Origin of the sequence: Fructobacillus fructosus KCTC 3544 (genome assembly GCF_001438695.1) — a bacterium.
Classification (GTDB): Bacteria; Bacillota; Bacilli; order Lactobacillales; family Lactobacillaceae; genus Fructobacillus; species Fructobacillus fructosus.
On sequence record NZ_JQBH01000010.1, the window covers coordinates 50,605 to 68,389 of the forward strand.

A 17,785-nucleotide genomic window follows, 5' to 3' on the forward strand; every position below is an offset into this window, starting at 1 on the left:
ATGGCGTGGTATTAATATACCACGCCATTCTAATAAAAGTCAACAAATTATGAGTATTTTTTAATTTTTATCTGAACGGATTCCAAAAACGGCCACCATCGATTGATACCAACCAGACAGCCAGTAACAAAAGAAGAATTCCCATCGTCAAAGCCAGCCAATCCGGCAAGCGCCATTTTTGACTGTAATACCATGTTCGTTTTCGCTTCTTACCGAAGCGGCGTAGGGCCATCGCTTCGGAAATTGTTTCGACTTTTTCCAAAGTCGAAAAGGCCAGGGAAAGTAAGAGGCGGGTCGAAGCCATCATTTTCTTCCCTAAGGATGCTTTTTTACCAAGGGCGAACCCGCGGGCCTCCTGCACCTTTTTTGTGGTTTGAAACTCGTTTTGAATCGTCGGTAAATACCGCAGTGTCAAGGAAAAGGCGTAGGCAATCTTATAAGAAATTCCCACTCGATTCAGACCCGCTGCCAATTGAGAAGGTTGCGTCGTGAGTAAGAAAGCCAGGGAAAGCGGAACCGAAAAACAATACTTTAGTAACACCAACAGTTCATAAAACAGTTGTTGACTCGTCAAAGCATAGTAACCCGAACCAAGTAAAATCGTTTTATCATGGTATAACTCAACCCCGTATTGTGGTGCAAAAACATAAATCAACACCAGATTAAGCAGCGCAAAAACGACGGTTAAATAAACCAGTATCCGAATCGAGCGCCAAGAGATTTTTGATAAATATAAAACAAAACCGGCAAAAACCGTCAACAAAAGCAGGAAGCGGATGTCAAAGGAAAGGATCCCCGCGACCGTAAGCAACAAAAAGACAAGCAGCTTACTCGTCGCGTTTAATCGATGGATGACCGAATCGCGGTCTTGATAACCAAGAAAATCAGTCATGACTACCCTCCCTTTCAATGCGCGTCAGCAAAATTTGATCCGATGGCACAATGAGTGACGTCTGTTCCAATAACGACCGTTGACTAAAAAGTTCGGCCGGCGTCATTTTCGCCGTCAGACGCCCCGCTACCAAGGAGACCACCTGATCTGCCCACTTTTCAATCAGGGCCATATCGTGAGTAACCGTCACCAGGGCAATCCCGGAATCTTGCAACAAACGCAAGTATTCCAGCAACCCTTTGGCGGAAACATCGTCTTGTCCGGCCGTTGGTTCGTCTAAAATTAAGACCTTAGGTTCCAAAATGGCTACTGACAAAACGGATAAGCGTCTCTTTTGACCAAAAGACAGCGATTGACTTTGCCAATGACGATAAGGATAGAGATTCGCCTTTTTGAGAGCAAAATTAACCGTTTCCTCAATGACATCTTCCGCCACATGATGCAGGCGCAAGCCGGTAGCCACTTCCTCAAAAACTGACAAACCAATGAGCATCTCGTTAGGATTTTGCGAAACGTAGCCCACGTATCGCGCCTGCTCTGCCAAGCTCAGTTTGGCAAAGTCGACTGTGACGTTCTTATCCTCGTCACTCTTCGAAAAAACACGTCCCTGTTGAACAGGTAAGAAACCAGCAATTAAACGGGCGAGCGTCGACTTTCCAGAACCATTTTCGCCGATCAAGGCCAACCATTGATTGGCATCAATGGTCAACGAAACATCGTCTAAAATGGTTCGATCGCCATAGGAATAGGTCAAGTTCTCCGCCTCCAAGGCGGCCGTGGGCCTGTCTTGTGTTCCCTTATCTACTGCTGTTTTCTTAGCCTTTTGCGCCTGTTGCAGTTGCTGCTTCAGGTTGGGACCGGTTACCGTTTGAACATCTTCAATGTGTTCAAGATTCTGCAGAGAATAACCCGATTGTTCAACGAGTGACAGATACGCCGGCTGGGCCAACTGCCAGTCGTGAAAGCGAGGGTTTTTAAGCAAATCCTCGGCCTGTCCGTCAAAGACGAGTTCACCGTTTTTCAGAACCAAAACATGATCAACACCTTGACGCAAAACCTCATCCAGACGGTGTTCCACCATAATGATGGTAATACCATCTTGATGCAGTTGCTCAATGGTCGCAAGCACCGCTTGACCGGTTTGGGGATCGAGACTTGCGAGGGGCTCATCCAAAACTAAAATGGGACTATTCCCAACCAGCACCCCCGCCATGGCAACCCGTTGCTTTTGTCCACCGGAGAGCGCCTCCGGCCCCAACGGCAACAAATTAGTCAATCCTAACTTATCGGCGATGTTGGCAACGGCAGCACGCAGTTTTTCAACCGCTTCCGCCTCGTTTTCGAGCACGAAAGCAATGTCTTCAGCCACCGTTAGACCAACAAACTGGCGATCAGTGTCTTGTAAAATAGTCCCAACTAAAAGCGAACGGTCAAAAGAGTCAGTCCCAGCTTGGTCCTCATTATTAATGAAGACTTGTCCGTCGATTTCGCCCTCTTTTTCAGTTACCAATGCATTGATAAGAGCAATCAGCGTTGACTTTCCCGAACCGGAAGGGCCTAAAACGAGAGTTTTACTCCCCTTTTGGATGGTGAAGTTTAGATTCTTCAACGTTTCTTCCGCTTGACTGTGATAACGAAAGGAGAGGTCCTTAAATTGTAAGACAGAATCAGTCATTCAGTTCTCTTTCTAATCTTCTTTACGCAATAGTTCTTGTTGCCCTTTGTTTTTAATATACAACGATACCAAAGTCGTTCCAATAATTGCCGTCGAAATGATGTTCACCACAACAGAAAGGCCACCTTGCAAGAAGACTTTGTTAGCTGGTTCGGCATAAATCAAAATGTCTAGGATGGGGGCTACAACCAGCCAAGCAATGACATTGGCAATGGCCTGGCTAATGTTAAACCAGATCAGCTTGAAAGCAGTTAGCTTTCCCTGCAACAAATTAGCTCGCTTGACCAGCACCGCAAAAATCAAGGCATAGATACCATCGGCAATAACCCAAGACCACCAAACGGATCCGTATGAGATGGCATCGTTTAGGCTGTGCCCAATGATGGCCACAAAGAAACCAACAATTGGTGAAAAGATTACGGAAAGAAGCGATAGCCATGATTGAGCCACGTTAATCTGAGTATTTGGAATTCCCGTTGGAATGGCAATAAACTTAAACAAAATCAAGAAGACGGCTGCCCCAATTCCAATGGCAACAACGTCCTTTGTCGATAATCCCTTTTTCTTCATCTTAGTTCTCCTTTTCAATCTCAATCGTCCAGTGCTGACCGGCGGATAAGTGGTTTTCGGTCGCCATTGAGCCGAGACGAATGGCAATACCAACCGTATAGACGGAATTAACATAAATGAGCGTCTCACCATTCTTCACGTCAGCAAAGGTCTTGTAGTAAGGCAATTTAGCCTGATAAACCCGCTTGCCCTCATAGAAGACCGATACGTTGAAGACATCCCCATAACGGGCGCCAAAATCTTCCCAAAGTTCTTCATCAATGTTGGTCCAAAGCGAGCCAAAGTTAACGTCAGTAATGTCGACGTTTCCAAGAATTTTGTTTCCTTCAACCCTGGCTGGGTTCAAAGGCAGGCGGACAATGTCTTGCACCGGCAATTCTTCACCAATTTGGTCAAAAGTCACTTCCCCACCAGCCAAACGAGCGCCGTTATAAACGTAGATGTCACGGCCGTGGAAAGTCGCGGATTTTTCAGAACCCGGCAATCGATCAATACTCTCATCAATCACCCGCACGGCTTCAATTCCATAGAGCTTGTCTAAGTGAGTCAACGTGCCGTTATCAGGCGTGACAACATAGTGACCGGTTTTGAGCTTCGCCACCAAGGAAAGGCGCTTGGAGCCAACACCAGGATCCACAACGGAAACGAAAACTGTTCCAGCTGGCCAATACTTCACCGTTTGCGAGAGGCGGAATGAACCTTCAAAGATGTTAAATGGCGTGATACCGTGCGTTAAATCAGCAACCGTTACTTCCGGGTCAACTTGACGAGCAACCCCGTACATGGTGGAAACGGCGCCGTCATTCAAGCCAAAGTCTGTTTGTAATACCAATGCTTCTTTCATTTCTTCCTCCTGCTATTTTGCAGCTTTTCTTGGCAACTAAAAAACCCGGATAGGTCAAAAGACCTACCCGGGACGAAAATTCGCGTTACCACCTGGTGTGTTTGGTAGCATCTCACGGTGCTACCCTTTCTAGGTTCTCAATATTCGAAAACCATTCGCTATAACGGGCGATTCCCGGCCAGAGCTCACAAACGCTCACTCTAACAAAAGCTCCAAGACCATTTTCAGAACGTGAATCGACCGGTTTTCACCAAACACCGGCTCTCTTAGCAACCGCAGCTCTTACTTATCTTTTCTTCGCTTCAACCTCTTTATCTTAAATCGTTCGGTTATAAAAGTCAATAAGGAATATAAAACATTCATTTCCGTCTCTTAACCATTAAAACACGAACATTAGTCCGCGTATTTCTCAAATTGCGTCTTAATTGAATCCGCAGATGCTTGCAACTTACCAGCCTCATCCTTTGGCAATGCCATTGGAACATGGTAAACAATTCCCGCACGTCCAACAACGGCCGGCGTTGAAAGGTAAGTTCCGTATGCATCCTGGTAATGGGAAACAACCAACTCTTCGTGAGAATCGGAGACCACTGCCTTGGTCAAGCGAACAGCCGCTGTCGCAATGCCATAGGTCGTGCATTTCTTACCAGAAAAGACAGTATAGCCACCACGAATTGAGTCTTCCTCAATATCTGCCAAATCAACCCCACGTTCTCGTGCGATTTCCTTGATTGGCTGTTCCAAAACACGAACCGTGGACCAAGCGGAGAACTGGGAGTTACCGTGCTCCCCAAGGTTGTACCCCGAAACGGACTTCGGAGTTACCCCAAAGGCAGCCCCAACGGCACGCTTCATACGGGCGGTATCCAGCAAAGTACCGGTTGCAATCACCTTCTCCTTTGGATAACCCGTTTCCTTTTGGTAAAGTGCTGCAATGGCATCACAAGGATTCGTAATCACAACTAACGTTCCGGAGAACTTAGTAGCCTTCAACTTGGCCGCCACTTCCTTAGTCTGTTCAGCAGTAAAGGGTAATTCAATAAAGCGATCGCGCTTCACGTTGTTGTAGTGCAACTCAATCTTTCCAATCGCTGAAATCACAACATCTGCGTCATCCAAAGCGGAATAATCGTTCACTGTAATTTGATAGCTCTCATTTTGGTTGGCCTTCGCATCTTCAAAATCCAACGCTTCGGCGCGGACCTTTTCTTCGCGCTTATCAATCAAGACATACTCATCAAAGGCACCCTCTTGAATCAACGCGTGCGCCACCGCTGATCCAACGTTTCCCATTCCGATGATTCCCACTTTTCGCATCTGTCTTTCCTCCTGCTTTTTCATCAAGAATAGAAGAATCAAAGCCGAAAGTCAACACTTTTATTAGAAAACGTTCATTTAAATCTTTTTCAACATTCATTTTTAGACAGCTTACTGAAAGTAGCGGTCATGGTGTAAGGCACACCCTGGATTAAACGGGTGTTGACACGTCGGGCAGACCCCCAGCTGATACTCTTCATACGTCAGAAGCGTCTGACAGGCACCACACAGGACTGGCTTGCCCGCTGATGTTGAAGCCGGCTGAAAGACATGGTTCTCCAGTTCGTCATGACACTGATAACACGCATAGTACCGTTGACAGCCGGCACACTGTTGGGCAACCACGTCCAACTCACTATGGTAATGCCGACAAGTACCCGTTTCTCCAACGGATTGACCCCAAACTTTAATCATTTCGTTAACCCAACAGTAACAGAAGCAACGTTAGCAAAGCCAAGCCACCCTGCTTGAAGAACAAAGCGACTTTGCCAGCAGAAAAAGCACCATAAGCCGCCACTAAAAGGATGTAAGCCAGGAGCGGCACTAACAAATCCCGTTGTACAAAAGTCGCGTAGAGCATCCCAACCGCAATCAATCCGTTGTAGATTCCCTGATTACGAAAGAGTAGCTGGACTTTTGGCTGGGCAAGCTCATCGGCTGTCATCGAAAAGACTTTGCCTGTGCTAGCAGAAGTCGTGGCAAAAGTCTCCAGGTACAGAATATAGAAAAATTCAATTGCCACTAAGAGGCTTAAAACGGTCACAAATGTTGTCATTTATTCATCCTTTTCGTTTACTTCTTTTTTTAAAGCTTGTGCTAACAGCTTTGCCTGATCGACAGAATCCGCCAAAAATTGCGCCGTCTCTGCCTCATCAGCCTCGCGCTCAATTTCATCCGGTTTAATGGATAGCCGCAAGTTCACTGGTAACCGGCGCATCTTCAGGCCCTGCAAGACCATCGAAAGCGCCAGCTCCCCCTGAAACCCACCGTGGGAACCAATGGCAACGGTCGCTACCGGCAGTTCCTGCCATTCCTGGTAGAGCGTATCGAGCGCGTTTTTCAAAACGGCCGGATAGCCCCAATTATACTGTGGGAAAACAATGACCATGGCATCGAACTCCTTAACAATGTTCGACCAGGTCTTGGTGGCCTCTAGCTGATACATTCCCACCGCTGGCAATTCGGGCTCATCCAACCAGGGCAGGTTAATCTCAGCCAAATCCAAAACTTCGGCCGCCATGTCAGCACTGTTCAAAATGGGGTTCAACCAGTAAGCGACTTTGCGTGAAACCGAAAACTGACGGTTCGAACCGACTAAAATAGCAACTTTCATGATGTACTCCTCCGCTCAATCTGTTTGACCCTATTGTAAACTTTTCCACTATCAAAAACGACTGATTAACGCTTGGTTCGCTTTATCTCAATACAAGTAAAAAAGCACAGCCATCCAGCTGTGCTTTACTTAGTGGAGAAGAAGTGAATTATACAGCGTTGATAAATAAGCATTTATAAAGGTTATGTAGTAAATATGTAGTAATTAATGATAAAACACCCTAAACTCAATCACGAGTCTAGGGGAGTTTATGTTAGGAGTCGCTACGGTAGTTACGACTGGTTAATTATAGCATTTTTCGGCGCTCTTCTATCAAATTAGAAAGTTCGTTCAAGTCTTCTTCTGTTGCTAACTTGCGAATGAACGATCGTGAATAAGTTCGGTATGAAAGATACTTCTTGTGTTCCTTATTCTTTTGCGCCCAGCGCTTGTTAGCTTCATTTTGTGCAGTCGTTGAGCTTTCATATTCTGCCGGTCGTCCTGTATTTTTATTTTCCATCAGAACAATACTCTCCAAATAATAACTAATGCGATAACAACGATTACACCAATTATAAATTCTTTCTTATCTCGCCTATTTGTTTTCTTTAATTCAAACGAAATCTTTTTGCCGTTTTTATTAGTATATGTCTTTTTCATGGTGTGTTAATATGAGTATACGCGAAAGGGCTTGCGCCCCGTGGTAATTTTTACCACTTAATCGCAATCGTGAACTTAAAGAAGTAGAAGTTTAGCTCGAACTTGATTTCTATCTCTTTAGGTTTTTTTCTTTTACTCACATTGTTACCTCCTTTCTCTATACTTATATAATACCACGTATTATATATTTGTCAACATTTTTAGGGTGTTTTTGCACAAAAAAAGACGGGCGCACGTCTGCGTTTTCCCCGTCAATTTCCGCATGCCACTTCGTAAAGCCCGACACGCTTTTATATTAAATTATATCAAATATGTACAGGGGTTTCCCCCTTTTATTAGTAATGATCGTACGCCTTATCAGCATCGTACCATACAAGGTACTTCCCTTGCATGTAGTAAATACCGATAACGTTGTAGCGCTTATCGTACTTATCGATGGTTCCGTGGTTGTACAGTTCCTTAAAGACAACTTGGTCTCCAGGATTAAAGTCACGCACTCTCGTTGTCAAGTTATCAAGCAAAACAGTAGGAATACCATTGTAATTCCAATCAAAATCTGTTTCTAGTTCGTCAACACGCACTACCCAAGTTCCGTCATCAAGTTGCTTTACGTCTTGGATAGTCATTGCACCTTGCAAGTAGAATACGTTACCGCCATCTTTAAACTTATCAATGGCGCTATTTTCGTCATAATCTGGCGATACTGGTTGCACATTAGGCTGCACATCTACAGCATCTTGTGCGTGTTCCGCTGATCGCTTAGACAAAGCATCCCAAGTATTGACATCTCCGTAAAGCACACTCTTGTCATAAGGAGTGCTTGACCACTGCCACATGGTTACTGTGCTCCAGTGCTTTAACTGGTTAAAGTACAGGCGATCCCCCTTTGCAGCCACTTCATCATCATAGTTATCCTTTTGTCCATCAAATAATGGATAACCAGCCAACCAAAGTGGGTTATCAGTGATGCCTAAGTTAGTCCAGTCATAATAACCACCGTTCACATCACCAGCACCAAGGTACATCCATACCTTTTTACCAGTTTGATTTTCGATGTAATCATTAAACGGCTTTACTTCTTGACCGGTCAACTCTGGATAGATACGGTTACCGTTAGAATCCAATCGATTTGAGTTTTCAAAATCCAAAATAAGCGGGATAGTATCGTTTTGAGCGAACACCCCAACTTCATTAATAAAATACTTAGCCTGTTCTACAGGGTCAACACCTCCGTGCATGTAATGGTACAAACCAACACGCTTACCGGCTGCAAGTGATTGTCGTACTTGCTCCTTCCAATTAGGGTTGATGTAGTAATTACCCTCAGTTACCTTAACAATAACGGCGTCATTTTCAGCAATAATACCGGCAATGTTAGCACCTTGTGCGCTTGAAACGTCTGCTACTTTAAACATGTTTAATTTCCTCCAATAAAAAAGTCGACCGAAGTCATCTGTGTGATCGTTATTATTTTGTTGGTACTTGTTCAGACAACTTGTCTGAATCGGCAATCGCTTGGTCGATGTAGAACTTAATCTGTTCATCAGTGAAGTGCTTGCCAAGACCGTTTTCTTGAACACGCGCAGTTAGTGTGTTAATTGCTTGTGCCTTTATTTGGTCAGTAACGATACCAGAAGTTGCGGCCGCCGCTAGTGACTGCTTGGCAAAAAAAGCAACCTGCTTCATACGCTTACTCTTTGTGTGAGCAATAATGAAGTCAGCCAAAGCATTCAATGGTTTCCTAAAAAGTACGGCAATCGTTACCGAAAAAATCAAAAGTGCTTGTGCTTGTGTAAAGTCCATTTCTTCCTCCAATAAAAAACCGGCTAATCAGCCGGCGTTAGTTGTTTAATTTGTTCTGTTAGAGTACGAATTTCAATCCGTAGCTCTTTATTTTCATTAGTTAGTTTGCGATTGTCGTCTTTCAAATCAAGAATTTCTTTATTTAACTCATCAACTTGCTTTGACAACTTTTCGACTAAATCATTCTGTGTCGTCATGAGAGCCGTCATGGTGTCGTCATGCTTTTGTCTGGTATCTTCTTTCTTGCCTCTCCAAGCGTAATATGCCGTTGTAATCGTTCCAATACCACCAACGATTAGCGCTAAATTATCCATGGTGTACACCGCCATTCAGCTTGTAGCGTGGCTCTGACCAGGCACTCAAATAAACATTGATCGTGATGATTGTGAAGATAAACGGAACAATCGACACGTTGTGCGTGATGTAGTCGTTAAGGGCATAGCTAAACGCCAGCATCGTCCACATACCGCCAGATAGTGCAATCAGGACCAAACGGATACGATGCCAATAAAAGTCCCACAGCGAGTTAACTAGCAGTACCACACCCACTGTGATGTACAGCAATCCAAATGGCGCATCATCTAGCAGCCCAAGGGCTGGCGGTAACCGAATATCTAGTTGCTGGTAGTGCAACATCACCACAAGACCAACAACAATTTCCTCAACCGCAATGGTTGCCCACTGACGATTCTTCCAAAAATGTCGCTTCATTCTATCTCCTATCTTTCTGTTCTTCATTGGTAATTGATTGATACTGTTTCTCGGTAATCCAACCCATACCGACAGCATCATGAACCTTTTCCTTAGACCATCCAAGACGTTCATAGAAATACTTGATATTGTCATACATTATTTAGCACCTCCTGATTGTTCGGCTTCAAGCTGCTGGATGCGCATTTCTTGTTTCATCATTGTAGTCATCAGGGAGGACAACATTTGCTTGTCACTGTCAACTTGATTGATATCGTTTGCTTTCTGTTCTTGCAACCAGTCAGGAAGCGACTGTCCTTCCCATTTATGATCTGATTCATTCCATTTTGGAAGACCATAAAATCCAGTTGGCTCAATATCGGTTGTATTCTCTGGCTGTTTTTCAGCAAGAATAGCTCCTGGGATAAACTCGAATGTCTGTGGATTGTATTTGAAGTACCATTTCTTTTCCATCGCCAGTCCTCCTTATTCTGGGAAATCATCATTTGTTTTGAATTCAATCGTAAAATCTGAATCGCCTGGGGTTACATGTTGGATTCCTCGGTTCAACAAAATCATTCCTCCATCCTGTCCAATTTGTAATTTAGCTATTTGCAAGTCACACCACATGACATTTGATACATCAAAAGCTGGTTTAAAACCATTAGGCAAAAAATAATCAAATCCAGTCCAACCTCCTATATCTGGAGTGTCATGTCTTCCTAAATGGATTCTGACAGTATCTCCTACTCTTTGTCCTTCAATAGCAAAACCAAACTTGGGAATCGTGCCACTAAACGATACAACCTTTTGGTTTCCTGAAACTTTTAGTTGACCATTAACCGTCAAGTTATTAACAATCTGATTATTTTTAGGATTTACATATTCAGATTGTCTAGCGGTGTCAGCGTTTCCTTGCAAGCCATTAGGGGCAATAATCTTCTGCTCAAAATTGTTTTTTCCCTTAAAAGTATTGTCAGAATTTATTTTGGCGTAATTTGGTTCATCAGCTTTAATGTTATCTAAAGCATCATTTAATTGCTTGACCCTATCATTTGTACTTGAGACATCCTCTTCAATTTGCTTCTCAACATTGGACAACTTCGTGTCAATTATCTGTTGGGCTTTTAAAACGGATGACGTTGCTTTGTTAGCTTTTTCATTGAAGTCTTGGGTGGTTGACTCAATCTTTTCACTCAATTCATCAATGTGTCCATTAATTACTTCATCCGAGTGAGCCAACTGTTTTTCTGTTGTGTCATTTAAGTTTTTAACAACCGTGTCAACAATTGATACATAATCTTTAGCATCTTCGTTGTTAATATCAACGCTTGTAGTCACATCGATATTAAAAGAGGCAGTAGTTGCTGTACTGTCACCCTTTGTAAACCTAAAATATGCTTCTTTGTATCGTCCTACACTAGATCCCATCTGCTTGTTAGGTGTGTATTCAATCAGTCCCTGCAGAATATCGATTTTAACAACGTTGTAATCAATCACTTTGGTGTTGGCTGCTGTCGTTCCATTAAACGAGACACTGACATCAGTTAAATCAAAAGGTTCGCCATTAGCCGTAATAGTCGCTCGAATTGTCTGATAGTTGCCATCGCCCTGCCTTAATTTATAAGTAGGGTTGTTAATATCAGATTTAGTTGTATCTAGCGCTAAATTAATCGCTTTGCTCATCGTATCCTCCTTCCTCTAGCACTTCCATAAGGTCGTCATATGCTTGTGCATCTTTTCCAGCCAATGGTTCCGAGTATTCGCACATAGCAATATACAAAGCAAAAAACTGACCAACGATTTTTTCATTGAAAATTGACTGTTCAAAACGAATGTCAGTTAACTCTTTTTGTAAAAATAACCGTGAGTCGTCGTCGGGAAAATCAGTGATGTTCCCCTCGTCATTAATAGTTGCTCCGGACTCTTTAACGATGTTCTGCTCGTCTTTTGCCAGTTCCATCATCTTCGCTTCAATATCCGCAAGCAACTTAGACCGATACCTTGATACCTTTCCGGCTAGCTTTGCATCCTTTAGAAAATTAGCAATGGACTGCAGTTTGCTGTTTTTAATCTTGATCATCTAAACACCTCATATATACATGTAGCTATCGTCTGAATAAAATATTTTCAACGTCTTACCTTCATTCTTGGCAAGTGCCAACCTAAACAAGATATATTCGACTCCACCTTGACCTTTAACAATCATATTTTTATCAAATCTAACATCATCACTAAAAACAAAACCGGGAGTATTATTGATTCCTTGACGATACCATGCCATTTTCATAGGATAGTTTCCATCTGGGTCTCCCTTATCTTTAGCTGACCAGGAAAAATAGTCACCATCAGAATTAAGGTTAAAGGACATTCCGACAACGTTATCATTCCCAACCAAAGTACTTCGTCCGATATAACCAATTGACCGTCCTCGGTAATCAAAATTAATTCCATAATTGTTAAATGATGTCTTCATATCGCCAGTTGAAACTGTCATTCCAGACCATTCAATGGATACTGATTGATACTCGCCATTCCAGTTTGACTTAATGAATTGTGAAACATTACCAACTAGGCTGTTCACGTTAAGATTAATAACATCAATTTGGCTGGCATCAATCTGTCCACCCTTAATAAAGTTTGCAGACAAAGTTCCAGCAGTTATATTTCCAGCATCCAGATTGAGAACATTGATACGAGAGGCGTCAATATTGCCTTCTTGTAGCATGTTGGCATCAGTCATCCCATTAAACTTAACCCACGTTTTTCCGGAGTATGAGTACATAGCAATGCCATTCTTTTCATTAACATCTTCTTTAAACCAGATGTCTCCTTGTTGAGCATTTTTAGGCTCATCTGGCCCATCAAAACGAGTATGATCACCACTCTGTTCGGCACGGTTCTTTTGCCATTGACTGTCGGTATTTGCTGACATTACCCAAGCATTTCCATCCCAGTAGTAAAGTTCCGTTGTGCCATTGTCTAATTGCTTGTACCATACGTTACCCTTACGGGGACTAGCAGGAGCCTTAGGACCAAATGTCGTGTCGTTATTACCCCCATGGCTCATCGTCCACGATAGCGTGTTAGACATGCTTTGTGCGGTTGATGAAATACTAGTCATAGCTTGCGTAATCGAATTGTTAGACAAGTCAGCTCCAAGTTGTAATGTCGTATTTTCTGGTGTTATCAAGTCATATTCGACCTCAAACACACGAGTTTTGTACGACAAATCTCGGTCATTGTGCATAATAAGCACCGTATCGCCAAGGGAAAGGCCATCAGGTATCAGTTACTGAAGCAGAATACTGATAAGCTGGATGGTTTGCCTGCATTAAGTCACGGTAGGCCGTGTTAAGAAGCACCCACTTATCGTCAATGTCTTCATACGTCTTGATCAGTAAACGAGGACTGCCATCGATATGGCCATATTCTGCAGTAGCTAATGGATCAACTAGAACGGCATCCCCATTCGGCTTATCTAATGGGTCATTATTCGACTTCTTCCATTCAAGATCCTCGATTGTAATTCGACGGCCATATCCATCGGGTGTATCACCTTCCCCTTCACTAACTTGTTCCCCTTTTCCACGAGGCAAGATAGCTGTGTAAATGCTTGAATTATCTCCGGTCCGTTCAACGTTCAAAAGATTAGAGCCGTGAACAAACACTTTAGAAGTATCAGCTCCCTGTGCCGTCACATAATCCATGTAACGACCAGTCACCTTATTACCTGAAATTGACACATAAAAAACAATCTCTCCACCGAGGGCTTTAACGACCGTATTAATAGCTTCAAGATTGCTTAAATAGTAAAAATTAGTGTGCAGTGATGCATTAACGTTACATTTTCCAAGTTTCCACGGGCTTCCTCCAAGTGCTACTTTCATCAAGTTTTCTGCTGTCTCTGAAGTGAAACGCCTGTCTTTTATATACGAGTAGCTTCCCAGTTCTTGGTAGGCTAGCTCATACCATGAATAATCGACCCTATCCGAACTGTCCTTCACACTCATCAACCGGAGCATGAGGTATTTATTTTCATCCAACGGATGAGGAACACCAACATATCGAACATTATTTCCAAACGCCTTATTTGGCGGAAGAGACAGGTCAAACTTAGCGGCCGTATTAATCTTTAAATCGAGTTTTGCTTCAAGCATATCTGCTTTATCAAGCATCCCCACAATCTCTTGTTTTTTATCGAAAAGATAAATCATAACTGCTTAACCCGGTACTTAACCGTCATTTTGGCCGCCTGTGAACAACGAACCTGTGACCCTTTCTCAATAGTTGCTTCAAAAATGTTTGTTTGCATAATATCAATCGTGTTCAAGGCGCTATTACCATTAACAGTAAGCGACCTATCATTAATATTTAATATAATGGTGGCCAATGATGGAAATGACCCATTCATCTTCAAACGCCAGTCATTTCCAATAGTTAGCAAAATTTCATTTGTGGAGCTTTCACCAACATTTACCACAATCGAATCAACATTCTGTCGATACGTTAACTGGGGATCATTGATATAAACAACGTTTTGCCCATCAATCATCTTTGTTTGGCCATGTCGATATGGGTCTGACATAGTGATTTCAATTGTTCCTTTAACACTCAATGAACCAGGCTCTCCATTAGACAGTTTGGTCACTGTCCCAATACGAGTAAACTCTGGCTCGTCAGCAAAATAGAACTCTTTTTCATCCCCTTGTAACAACAACTTCAAGCGAGTAAAAGCCCGATTAAATTGCTCTGACGTCTCAGCAATTAAAAAGAACACAACCGAAATCGTGTTCTTTTCAATTTTTGACCGAAGAAAGAACTCTCCATCGCCTAAGCTATCAGAAGTTGACAACTTTCGAGAATAGTTATCTCTTCCGTCAACTGATACCGTTCGAAACTCATCAATTTCACTTTCTAAATTGATACCGTTAAAGTTCAAGCTTTCAACTGACTTACCAACGGAGGGCGAGGTAGTCTTATTTAGGTCTTTAAATTCATACTGCATTTATCCCCCTTAATACACGCTCACAGCGTTGTTCTTTCGTAAGTCGTATGACTTGCCTTGTTGGTTTGAAATATCGTCTACATAAGCAGAATAGGTACTCTGACTCATGCCAATATTGATATTTGCAGGTTGCTTATTATTTTCAAGTGACATGGAAACAGTCCCATTATCGTTTAAATCAAAACCAGAAGTAATCGGCGTCATGCTATATGCCAAATTTGTACTACCAAATGAATTGGCAATAGCACCAGCCATACCAGACACATTGGATTTGACGTCCTTAAAGCCGGTCATCAGTCCACTATTAAGCCCACTCATAATGGCATTACCTGCTGGGGTAAGCAAAACCTTGTCATAACTAATTGGCCCTTTGTGCTTTTTAATCCATGATGCAATGCCGCTGACAAAGTTTTTACCTGCTTCCCAAGCATCTCTAAGACCTTTAACGAATCCATCAATAATTGCTTTACCAGCTCCCCACAAATCAATATGCATAGCAGCATTAATAATACTCTTAACACCATTCCAAATTGAACTTACAATTGAACCAAGTCCATTCCATGCGTTTTGAAGCTGCGAAACAATCCAGTGACCAAGTTCTCCAGCAATCTTTCCAATTCCAGACAAGTTATTTGAAACAATAGAACTAATGGTGTTCCAAATTGTTGAAACAATGTTTTTAGCATCATCCCATACAGCGCTCCAATTACCTTTAAACAAGTCAGTAAATAGCTTAATAATGTCTGAGATAACATTAATCGCTCCAGATATAAGCGTTGTGATATTCTTCCAAGTGGTCGAAATAATAGTTTCAATAATGTTCCAGACTGTTTGAATTGTGATCATAATGGAGTTGAACGCCGTTTTGATGACATCCCATACAACACTAGCCCACATCCCAATGGTATTAGCGATGGCGTTTAATACTGGGAAGATAACATCTTGAACGGCTGTCCAAATTCCTTGAAAAAAAGGAACCAAAAACGCCCATGCTATTTTTATTTCTCCTACAACCATTGTTACTATTGCAATAACGGGAGCAAACACACCCCCTAGGTAAGCAACAATTCCGTCAAAAAGAACCGGGAAAAACTCAGAAAGCGATTTCCATAAGTTCTTGAATGCATCAACAATTGGCCGCATACCATCAGAAAAGTCTTCCCATACTCCTTTGGCAAACTCCACAATACCGTTCCACAGTCCGCTAAAGAATTCTCCAATTGGTTGCCAAACTGTCTTAATCACGTCTACTACTACAGTGAAAGCATCCGATATAGCTTTCCCAACTGTATTGGCCACACCCACAAGACCATTCCATGCTTGACCTAACCAATCGACAAACCCTTTCCAAATTTGTTGACCAATCTTTGTCTTAGTAAAGAATAATGTTAGTGCAGCAACAACTGCTACGATACCAACAACTATCCATGTTATAGGGCTAGCTAAGAATGATAGATTAAGCAACCCGTTAGCTGCTGCAGCAATTTTACTAGACTTAGCTAAATTTTCTAATCCTTCTCTAGCTCCCTCAGCACCCATTGCAATTTTAGTAAGCGATGAAGCTGTTTTACCAACATTACCAACAGTGCTGATAATACTTCCAGCAGCATCCCCGATTTTCTTTGCGTGGGTCAAAAACGTTCCCAAACCAGTAACAGCAGGACCAATCACCGGCGTTAATCCAATGAAGTTTTGTGTCATCTTGGCAAATGAATCGTTACTGGCAGAAGCCCAGTTCATAGCTCCGTTCGTCATATCAATAAAGGCTGCAGAAACTCCGCCTTTACTTTCTAACGACTTGTTACGTAACTGTTCCCAGTTTCCACCGAGTTGTTCAATCTTAGAACCGATATTCTTTTGCATTTCAGTTGCTTGATTGTTCAAGAAATCAGTAGATACTTGGCCATTCGCTGACGCTTGTTGCATGGCATCAGAAAATGCATTCCAAGACGTTGTCGTGTTACCAGATTTATCATTAATGGAATCGAGAAGTGGAAGAATGGCAGCCATTCCAGATGTTCCAAACATCCTTTTAAGAGCTGCCGCTTTATCACTAGAACTCATGCCATCCATTTTTTGAGAAATTTCAGTCAATATCTGTGGGAATTGTTTCATATTCCCCTTTGCGTCGGTAAACGAAATACCCAATGCGTCCATTTGCTTAGCAGCAACACTACTAGGCGCTTGCATCATCAGCATTGCGTGGTTCAAATCCTGTGAAGCCTGTGCCGCACTAAAACCACGATTAGTAAGCAATCCAATGGCAGTTGAAGTGTCCTGCATTGACACGCCAGCGTTAGAAGCCGTACCACCAATAGTGGCCAATGCTTGCTGCATAGACCCAATAGAGGCGTTCGATAGATTGGCTGTCTGTGTCAGAATAGCGGCCGCCTGTGATGAACCATCAAGACTTTTACCCCAAATGTTCATTGACTGTTGAACAACACCAGCAGTCGTCTGCAAATCTTCTCCAGCGGCAGTAGCTGCACGAGCAATAGACGGGAATTCTTCCTTGATTGTGCTAATAGAAGCTCCATCACGAGCCATCGCAACCATAGCCTCAGCGGCCGCTTGGGCACTAAGAGGCAAATCAGCTCCCATTTTATTGGCCATATCCGATAAACCGCCAATATCTTTGGCGGTGCCACCAGCAATAACCGCTGCTTGGTTCAGGCTTTGTTGAAAATCGCCAAATGATTTAATCGATTTCATACCAACCGCCGTTGTTGCCGCACCAACAACTGTCATCGCTTTCCCAACGCTCTTTAATGAGTTAGAAACCTTGCTCGTTGAATCTTGAGCCGTGCGATTAAAGTTAGACATGGAAGCAATCGCAGTCTGAACGCCCGCACTAAACGCCGTTATATCAGCAGAATAGACTGCTTTGACTTCATATTGTTCAGCCATTTAACCCCCTTTCTAGTTCTTGTAATAGATCCATGTTGTAACCTGACTCTTTGCTCGTATGCTGATAAAATGGACAGATTTTATGCATCGTCCACTGTATAATTATC

Annotated in this window: 21 protein-coding genes and 1 other annotated feature; all 21 genes read right to left on the minus strand. The window is 42.8% G+C overall.

The annotated features are described in order from the left end of the window. Window positions 1-67: 67 nt before the first annotated feature. Window positions 68-892: an energy-coupling factor transporter transmembrane component T family protein gene (locus IV71_RS05690; protein WP_010690989.1), complete on the minus strand. Its 825-nt coding sequence runs from the start codon at window positions 890-892 to the stop codon at window positions 68-70. Beyond that, entirely contained in the window at window positions 885-2,567 is a 1,683-nt protein-coding gene (locus tag IV71_RS05695; RefSeq protein ID WP_010690988.1) for an ABC transporter ATP-binding protein, read from the minus strand. The genes IV71_RS05690 and IV71_RS05695 overlap by 8 nt, the downstream gene beginning before the upstream one ends. A 12-nt stretch (window positions 2,568-2,579) precedes the next feature. Further along, complete coding sequence (locus IV71_RS05700) at window positions 2,580-3,137, minus strand: ECF-type riboflavin transporter substrate-binding protein (protein ID WP_010690986.1); 558 nt, start codon at window positions 3,135-3,137, stop codon at window positions 2,580-2,582. 1 nt (window position 3,138) lies between these two features. After that, a complete protein-coding gene (locus tag IV71_RS05705) occupies window positions 3,139-3,981 on the minus strand; it encodes an SAM hydrolase/SAM-dependent halogenase family protein (RefSeq protein ID WP_010690984.1) in 843 nt (280 codons plus the stop codon). Between the two features lie 65 nt (window positions 3,982-4,046). Continuing rightward, window positions 4,047-4,288: a binding site (T-box leader), on the minus strand. Window positions 4,289-4,374: 86 nt separating this feature from the next. After that, window positions 4,375-5,298 (minus strand): L-lactate dehydrogenase, encoded by a 924-nt coding sequence (locus IV71_RS05710; protein WP_010690983.1) that lies wholly within the window; start codon window positions 5,296-5,298, stop codon window positions 4,375-4,377. Window positions 5,299-5,409: 111 nt separating this feature from the next. Further along, a complete protein-coding gene (locus tag IV71_RS07765; protein WP_010690982.1) occupies window positions 5,410-5,712 on the minus strand; it encodes a CHY zinc finger protein in 303 nt (100 codons plus the stop codon). Between the two features lie 4 nt (window positions 5,713-5,716). Continuing rightward, a complete protein-coding gene (locus IV71_RS05715; protein WP_010690981.1) occupies window positions 5,717-6,073 on the minus strand; it encodes a DUF1304 domain-containing protein in 357 nt (118 codons plus the stop codon). Further along, window positions 6,074-6,631, minus strand: a complete 558-nt coding sequence (locus tag IV71_RS05720; protein WP_010690980.1) for an NADPH-dependent FMN reductase — start codon at window positions 6,629-6,631, stop codon at window positions 6,074-6,076. Window positions 6,632-6,917: 286 nt separating this feature from the next. Continuing rightward, window positions 6,918-7,130: a hypothetical protein gene (locus tag IV71_RS05725; RefSeq protein WP_010690979.1), complete on the minus strand. Its 213-nt coding sequence runs from the start codon at window positions 7,128-7,130 to the stop codon at window positions 6,918-6,920. A gap of 475 nt (window positions 7,131-7,605) precedes the next feature. Beyond that, a complete protein-coding gene (locus tag IV71_RS05730; protein ID WP_010690978.1) occupies window positions 7,606-8,685 on the minus strand; it encodes a glycoside hydrolase family 25 protein in 1,080 nt (359 codons plus the stop codon). Window positions 8,686-8,737: 52 nt separating this feature from the next. Further along, entirely contained in the window at window positions 8,738-9,073 is a 336-nt protein-coding gene (locus IV71_RS05735) for a hypothetical protein (protein ID WP_010690977.1), read from the minus strand. Window positions 9,074-9,096: 23 nt separating this feature from the next. After that, window positions 9,097-9,387, minus strand: a complete 291-nt coding sequence (locus IV71_RS05740; RefSeq protein ID WP_010690976.1) for a hypothetical protein — start codon at window positions 9,385-9,387, stop codon at window positions 9,097-9,099. Next, window positions 9,380-9,784 carry a hypothetical protein gene (locus IV71_RS05745; RefSeq protein ID WP_010690975.1) on the minus strand — a complete coding sequence of 135 codons (405 nt, stop codon included), beginning with the start codon at window positions 9,782-9,784 and terminating at the stop codon, window positions 9,380-9,382. Before IV71_RS05745 ends, IV71_RS05740 begins: the two co-directional genes overlap by 8 nt. A 1-nt stretch (window position 9,785) precedes the next feature. Beyond that, window positions 9,786-9,923 carry an XkdX family protein gene (locus IV71_RS07770; protein ID WP_010690974.1) on the minus strand — a complete coding sequence of 46 codons (138 nt, stop codon included), beginning with the start codon at window positions 9,921-9,923 and terminating at the stop codon, window positions 9,786-9,788. Beyond that, a complete protein-coding gene (locus IV71_RS05750) occupies window positions 9,923-10,237 on the minus strand; it encodes a hypothetical protein (protein ID WP_010690973.1) in 315 nt (104 codons plus the stop codon). Before IV71_RS05750 ends, IV71_RS07770 begins: the two co-directional genes overlap by 1 nt. 12 nt (window positions 10,238-10,249) lie before the next feature. After that, a complete protein-coding gene (locus IV71_RS05755; protein WP_010690972.1) occupies window positions 10,250-11,449 on the minus strand; it encodes a BppU family phage baseplate upper protein in 1,200 nt (399 codons plus the stop codon). Next, window positions 11,433-11,846: a hypothetical protein gene (locus IV71_RS05760; protein ID WP_010690966.1), complete on the minus strand. Its 414-nt coding sequence runs from the start codon at window positions 11,844-11,846 to the stop codon at window positions 11,433-11,435. Before IV71_RS05760 ends, IV71_RS05755 begins: the two co-directional genes overlap by 17 nt. Window positions 11,847-11,855: 9 nt before the next feature. Then, on the minus strand, window positions 11,856-13,013 hold the full coding sequence (locus IV71_RS05765) for a hypothetical protein (protein WP_010690964.1): 1,158 nt from the start codon (window positions 13,011-13,013) through the stop codon (window positions 11,856-11,858). A gap of 31 nt (window positions 13,014-13,044) precedes the next feature. Beyond that, complete coding sequence (locus IV71_RS05770) at window positions 13,045-13,941, minus strand: phage tail spike protein (protein WP_158534701.1); 897 nt, start codon at window positions 13,939-13,941, stop codon at window positions 13,045-13,047. Between the two features lie 35 nt (window positions 13,942-13,976). Next, a complete protein-coding gene (locus IV71_RS05775; RefSeq protein ID WP_010690953.1) occupies window positions 13,977-14,771 on the minus strand; it encodes a distal tail protein Dit in 795 nt (264 codons plus the stop codon). A 9-nt stretch (window positions 14,772-14,780) separates the two neighbouring features. Beyond that, window positions 14,781-17,678: a phage tail tape measure protein gene (locus IV71_RS05780; RefSeq protein WP_010690952.1), complete on the minus strand. Its 2,898-nt coding sequence runs from the start codon at window positions 17,676-17,678 to the stop codon at window positions 14,781-14,783. Window positions 17,679-17,785: the final 107 nt, after the last annotated feature.

What these genes read in the sequence shown, in the direction of transcription:
- IV71_RS05745 (WP_010690975.1), bottom strand. Translation starts at nt 9,784, where the DNA reads ATGAAGCGACATTTTTGGAAGAATCGTCAGTGGGCAACCATTGCGGTT.
- IV71_RS05780 (WP_010690952.1), bottom strand. Translation starts at nt 17,678, where the DNA reads ATGGCTGAACAATATGAAGTCAAAGCAGTCTATTCTGCTGATATAACG.
- IV71_RS05730 (WP_010690978.1), bottom strand. Translation starts at nt 8,685, where the DNA reads ATGTTTAAAGTAGCAGACGTTTCAAGCGCACAAGGTGCTAACATTGCC.
- IV71_RS05765 (WP_010690964.1), bottom strand. Translation starts at nt 13,013, where the DNA reads ATGCACAATGACCGAGATTTGTCGTACAAAACTCGTGTGTTTGAGGTC.
- IV71_RS05690 (WP_010690989.1), bottom strand. Translation starts at nt 892, where the DNA reads ATGACTGATTTTCTTGGTTATCAAGACCGCGATTCGGTCATCCATCGA.
- IV71_RS05720 (WP_010690980.1), bottom strand. Translation starts at nt 6,631, where the DNA reads ATGAAAGTTGCTATTTTAGTCGGTTCGAACCGTCAGTTTTCGGTTTCA.
- IV71_RS05710 (WP_010690983.1), bottom strand. Translation starts at nt 5,298, where the DNA reads ATGCGAAAAGTGGGAATCATCGGAATGGGAAACGTTGGATCAGCGGTG.
- IV71_RS05740 (WP_010690976.1), bottom strand. Translation starts at nt 9,387, where the DNA reads ATGGATAATTTAGCGCTAATCGTTGGTGGTATTGGAACGATTACAACG.
- IV71_RS05695 (WP_010690988.1), bottom strand. Translation starts at nt 2,567, where the DNA reads ATGACTGATTCTGTCTTACAATTTAAGGACCTCTCCTTTCGTTATCAC.
- IV71_RS05705 (WP_010690984.1), bottom strand. Translation starts at nt 3,981, where the DNA reads ATGAAAGAAGCATTGGTATTACAAACAGACTTTGGCTTGAATGACGGC.
- IV71_RS05770 (WP_158534701.1), bottom strand. Translation starts at nt 13,941, where the DNA reads ATGCTTGATAAAGCAGATATGCTTGAAGCAAAACTCGATTTAAAGATT.
- IV71_RS05775 (WP_010690953.1), bottom strand. Translation starts at nt 14,771, where the DNA reads ATGCAGTATGAATTTAAAGACCTAAATAAGACTACCTCGCCCTCCGTT.
- IV71_RS07770 (WP_010690974.1), bottom strand. Translation starts at nt 9,923, where the DNA reads ATGTATGACAATATCAAGTATTTCTATGAACGTCTTGGATGGTCTAAG.
- IV71_RS05760 (WP_010690966.1), bottom strand. Translation starts at nt 11,846, where the DNA reads ATGATCAAGATTAAAAACAGCAAACTGCAGTCCATTGCTAATTTTCTA.
- IV71_RS07765 (WP_010690982.1), bottom strand. Translation starts at nt 5,712, where the DNA reads ATGATTAAAGTTTGGGGTCAATCCGTTGGAGAAACGGGTACTTGTCGG.
- IV71_RS05755 (WP_010690972.1), bottom strand. Translation starts at nt 11,449, where the DNA reads ATGAGCAAAGCGATTAATTTAGCGCTAGATACAACTAAATCTGATATT.
- IV71_RS05725 (WP_010690979.1), bottom strand. Translation starts at nt 7,130, where the DNA reads ATGGAAAATAAAAATACAGGACGACCGGCAGAATATGAAAGCTCAACG.
- IV71_RS05700 (WP_010690986.1), bottom strand. Translation starts at nt 3,137, where the DNA reads ATGAAGAAAAAGGGATTATCGACAAAGGACGTTGTTGCCATTGGAATT.
- IV71_RS05715 (WP_010690981.1), bottom strand. Translation starts at nt 6,073, where the DNA reads ATGACAACATTTGTGACCGTTTTAAGCCTCTTAGTGGCAATTGAATTT.
- IV71_RS05750 (WP_010690973.1), bottom strand. Translation starts at nt 10,237, where the DNA reads ATGGAAAAGAAATGGTACTTCAAATACAATCCACAGACATTCGAGTTT.
- IV71_RS05735 (WP_010690977.1), bottom strand. Translation starts at nt 9,073, where the DNA reads ATGGACTTTACACAAGCACAAGCACTTTTGATTTTTTCGGTAACGATT.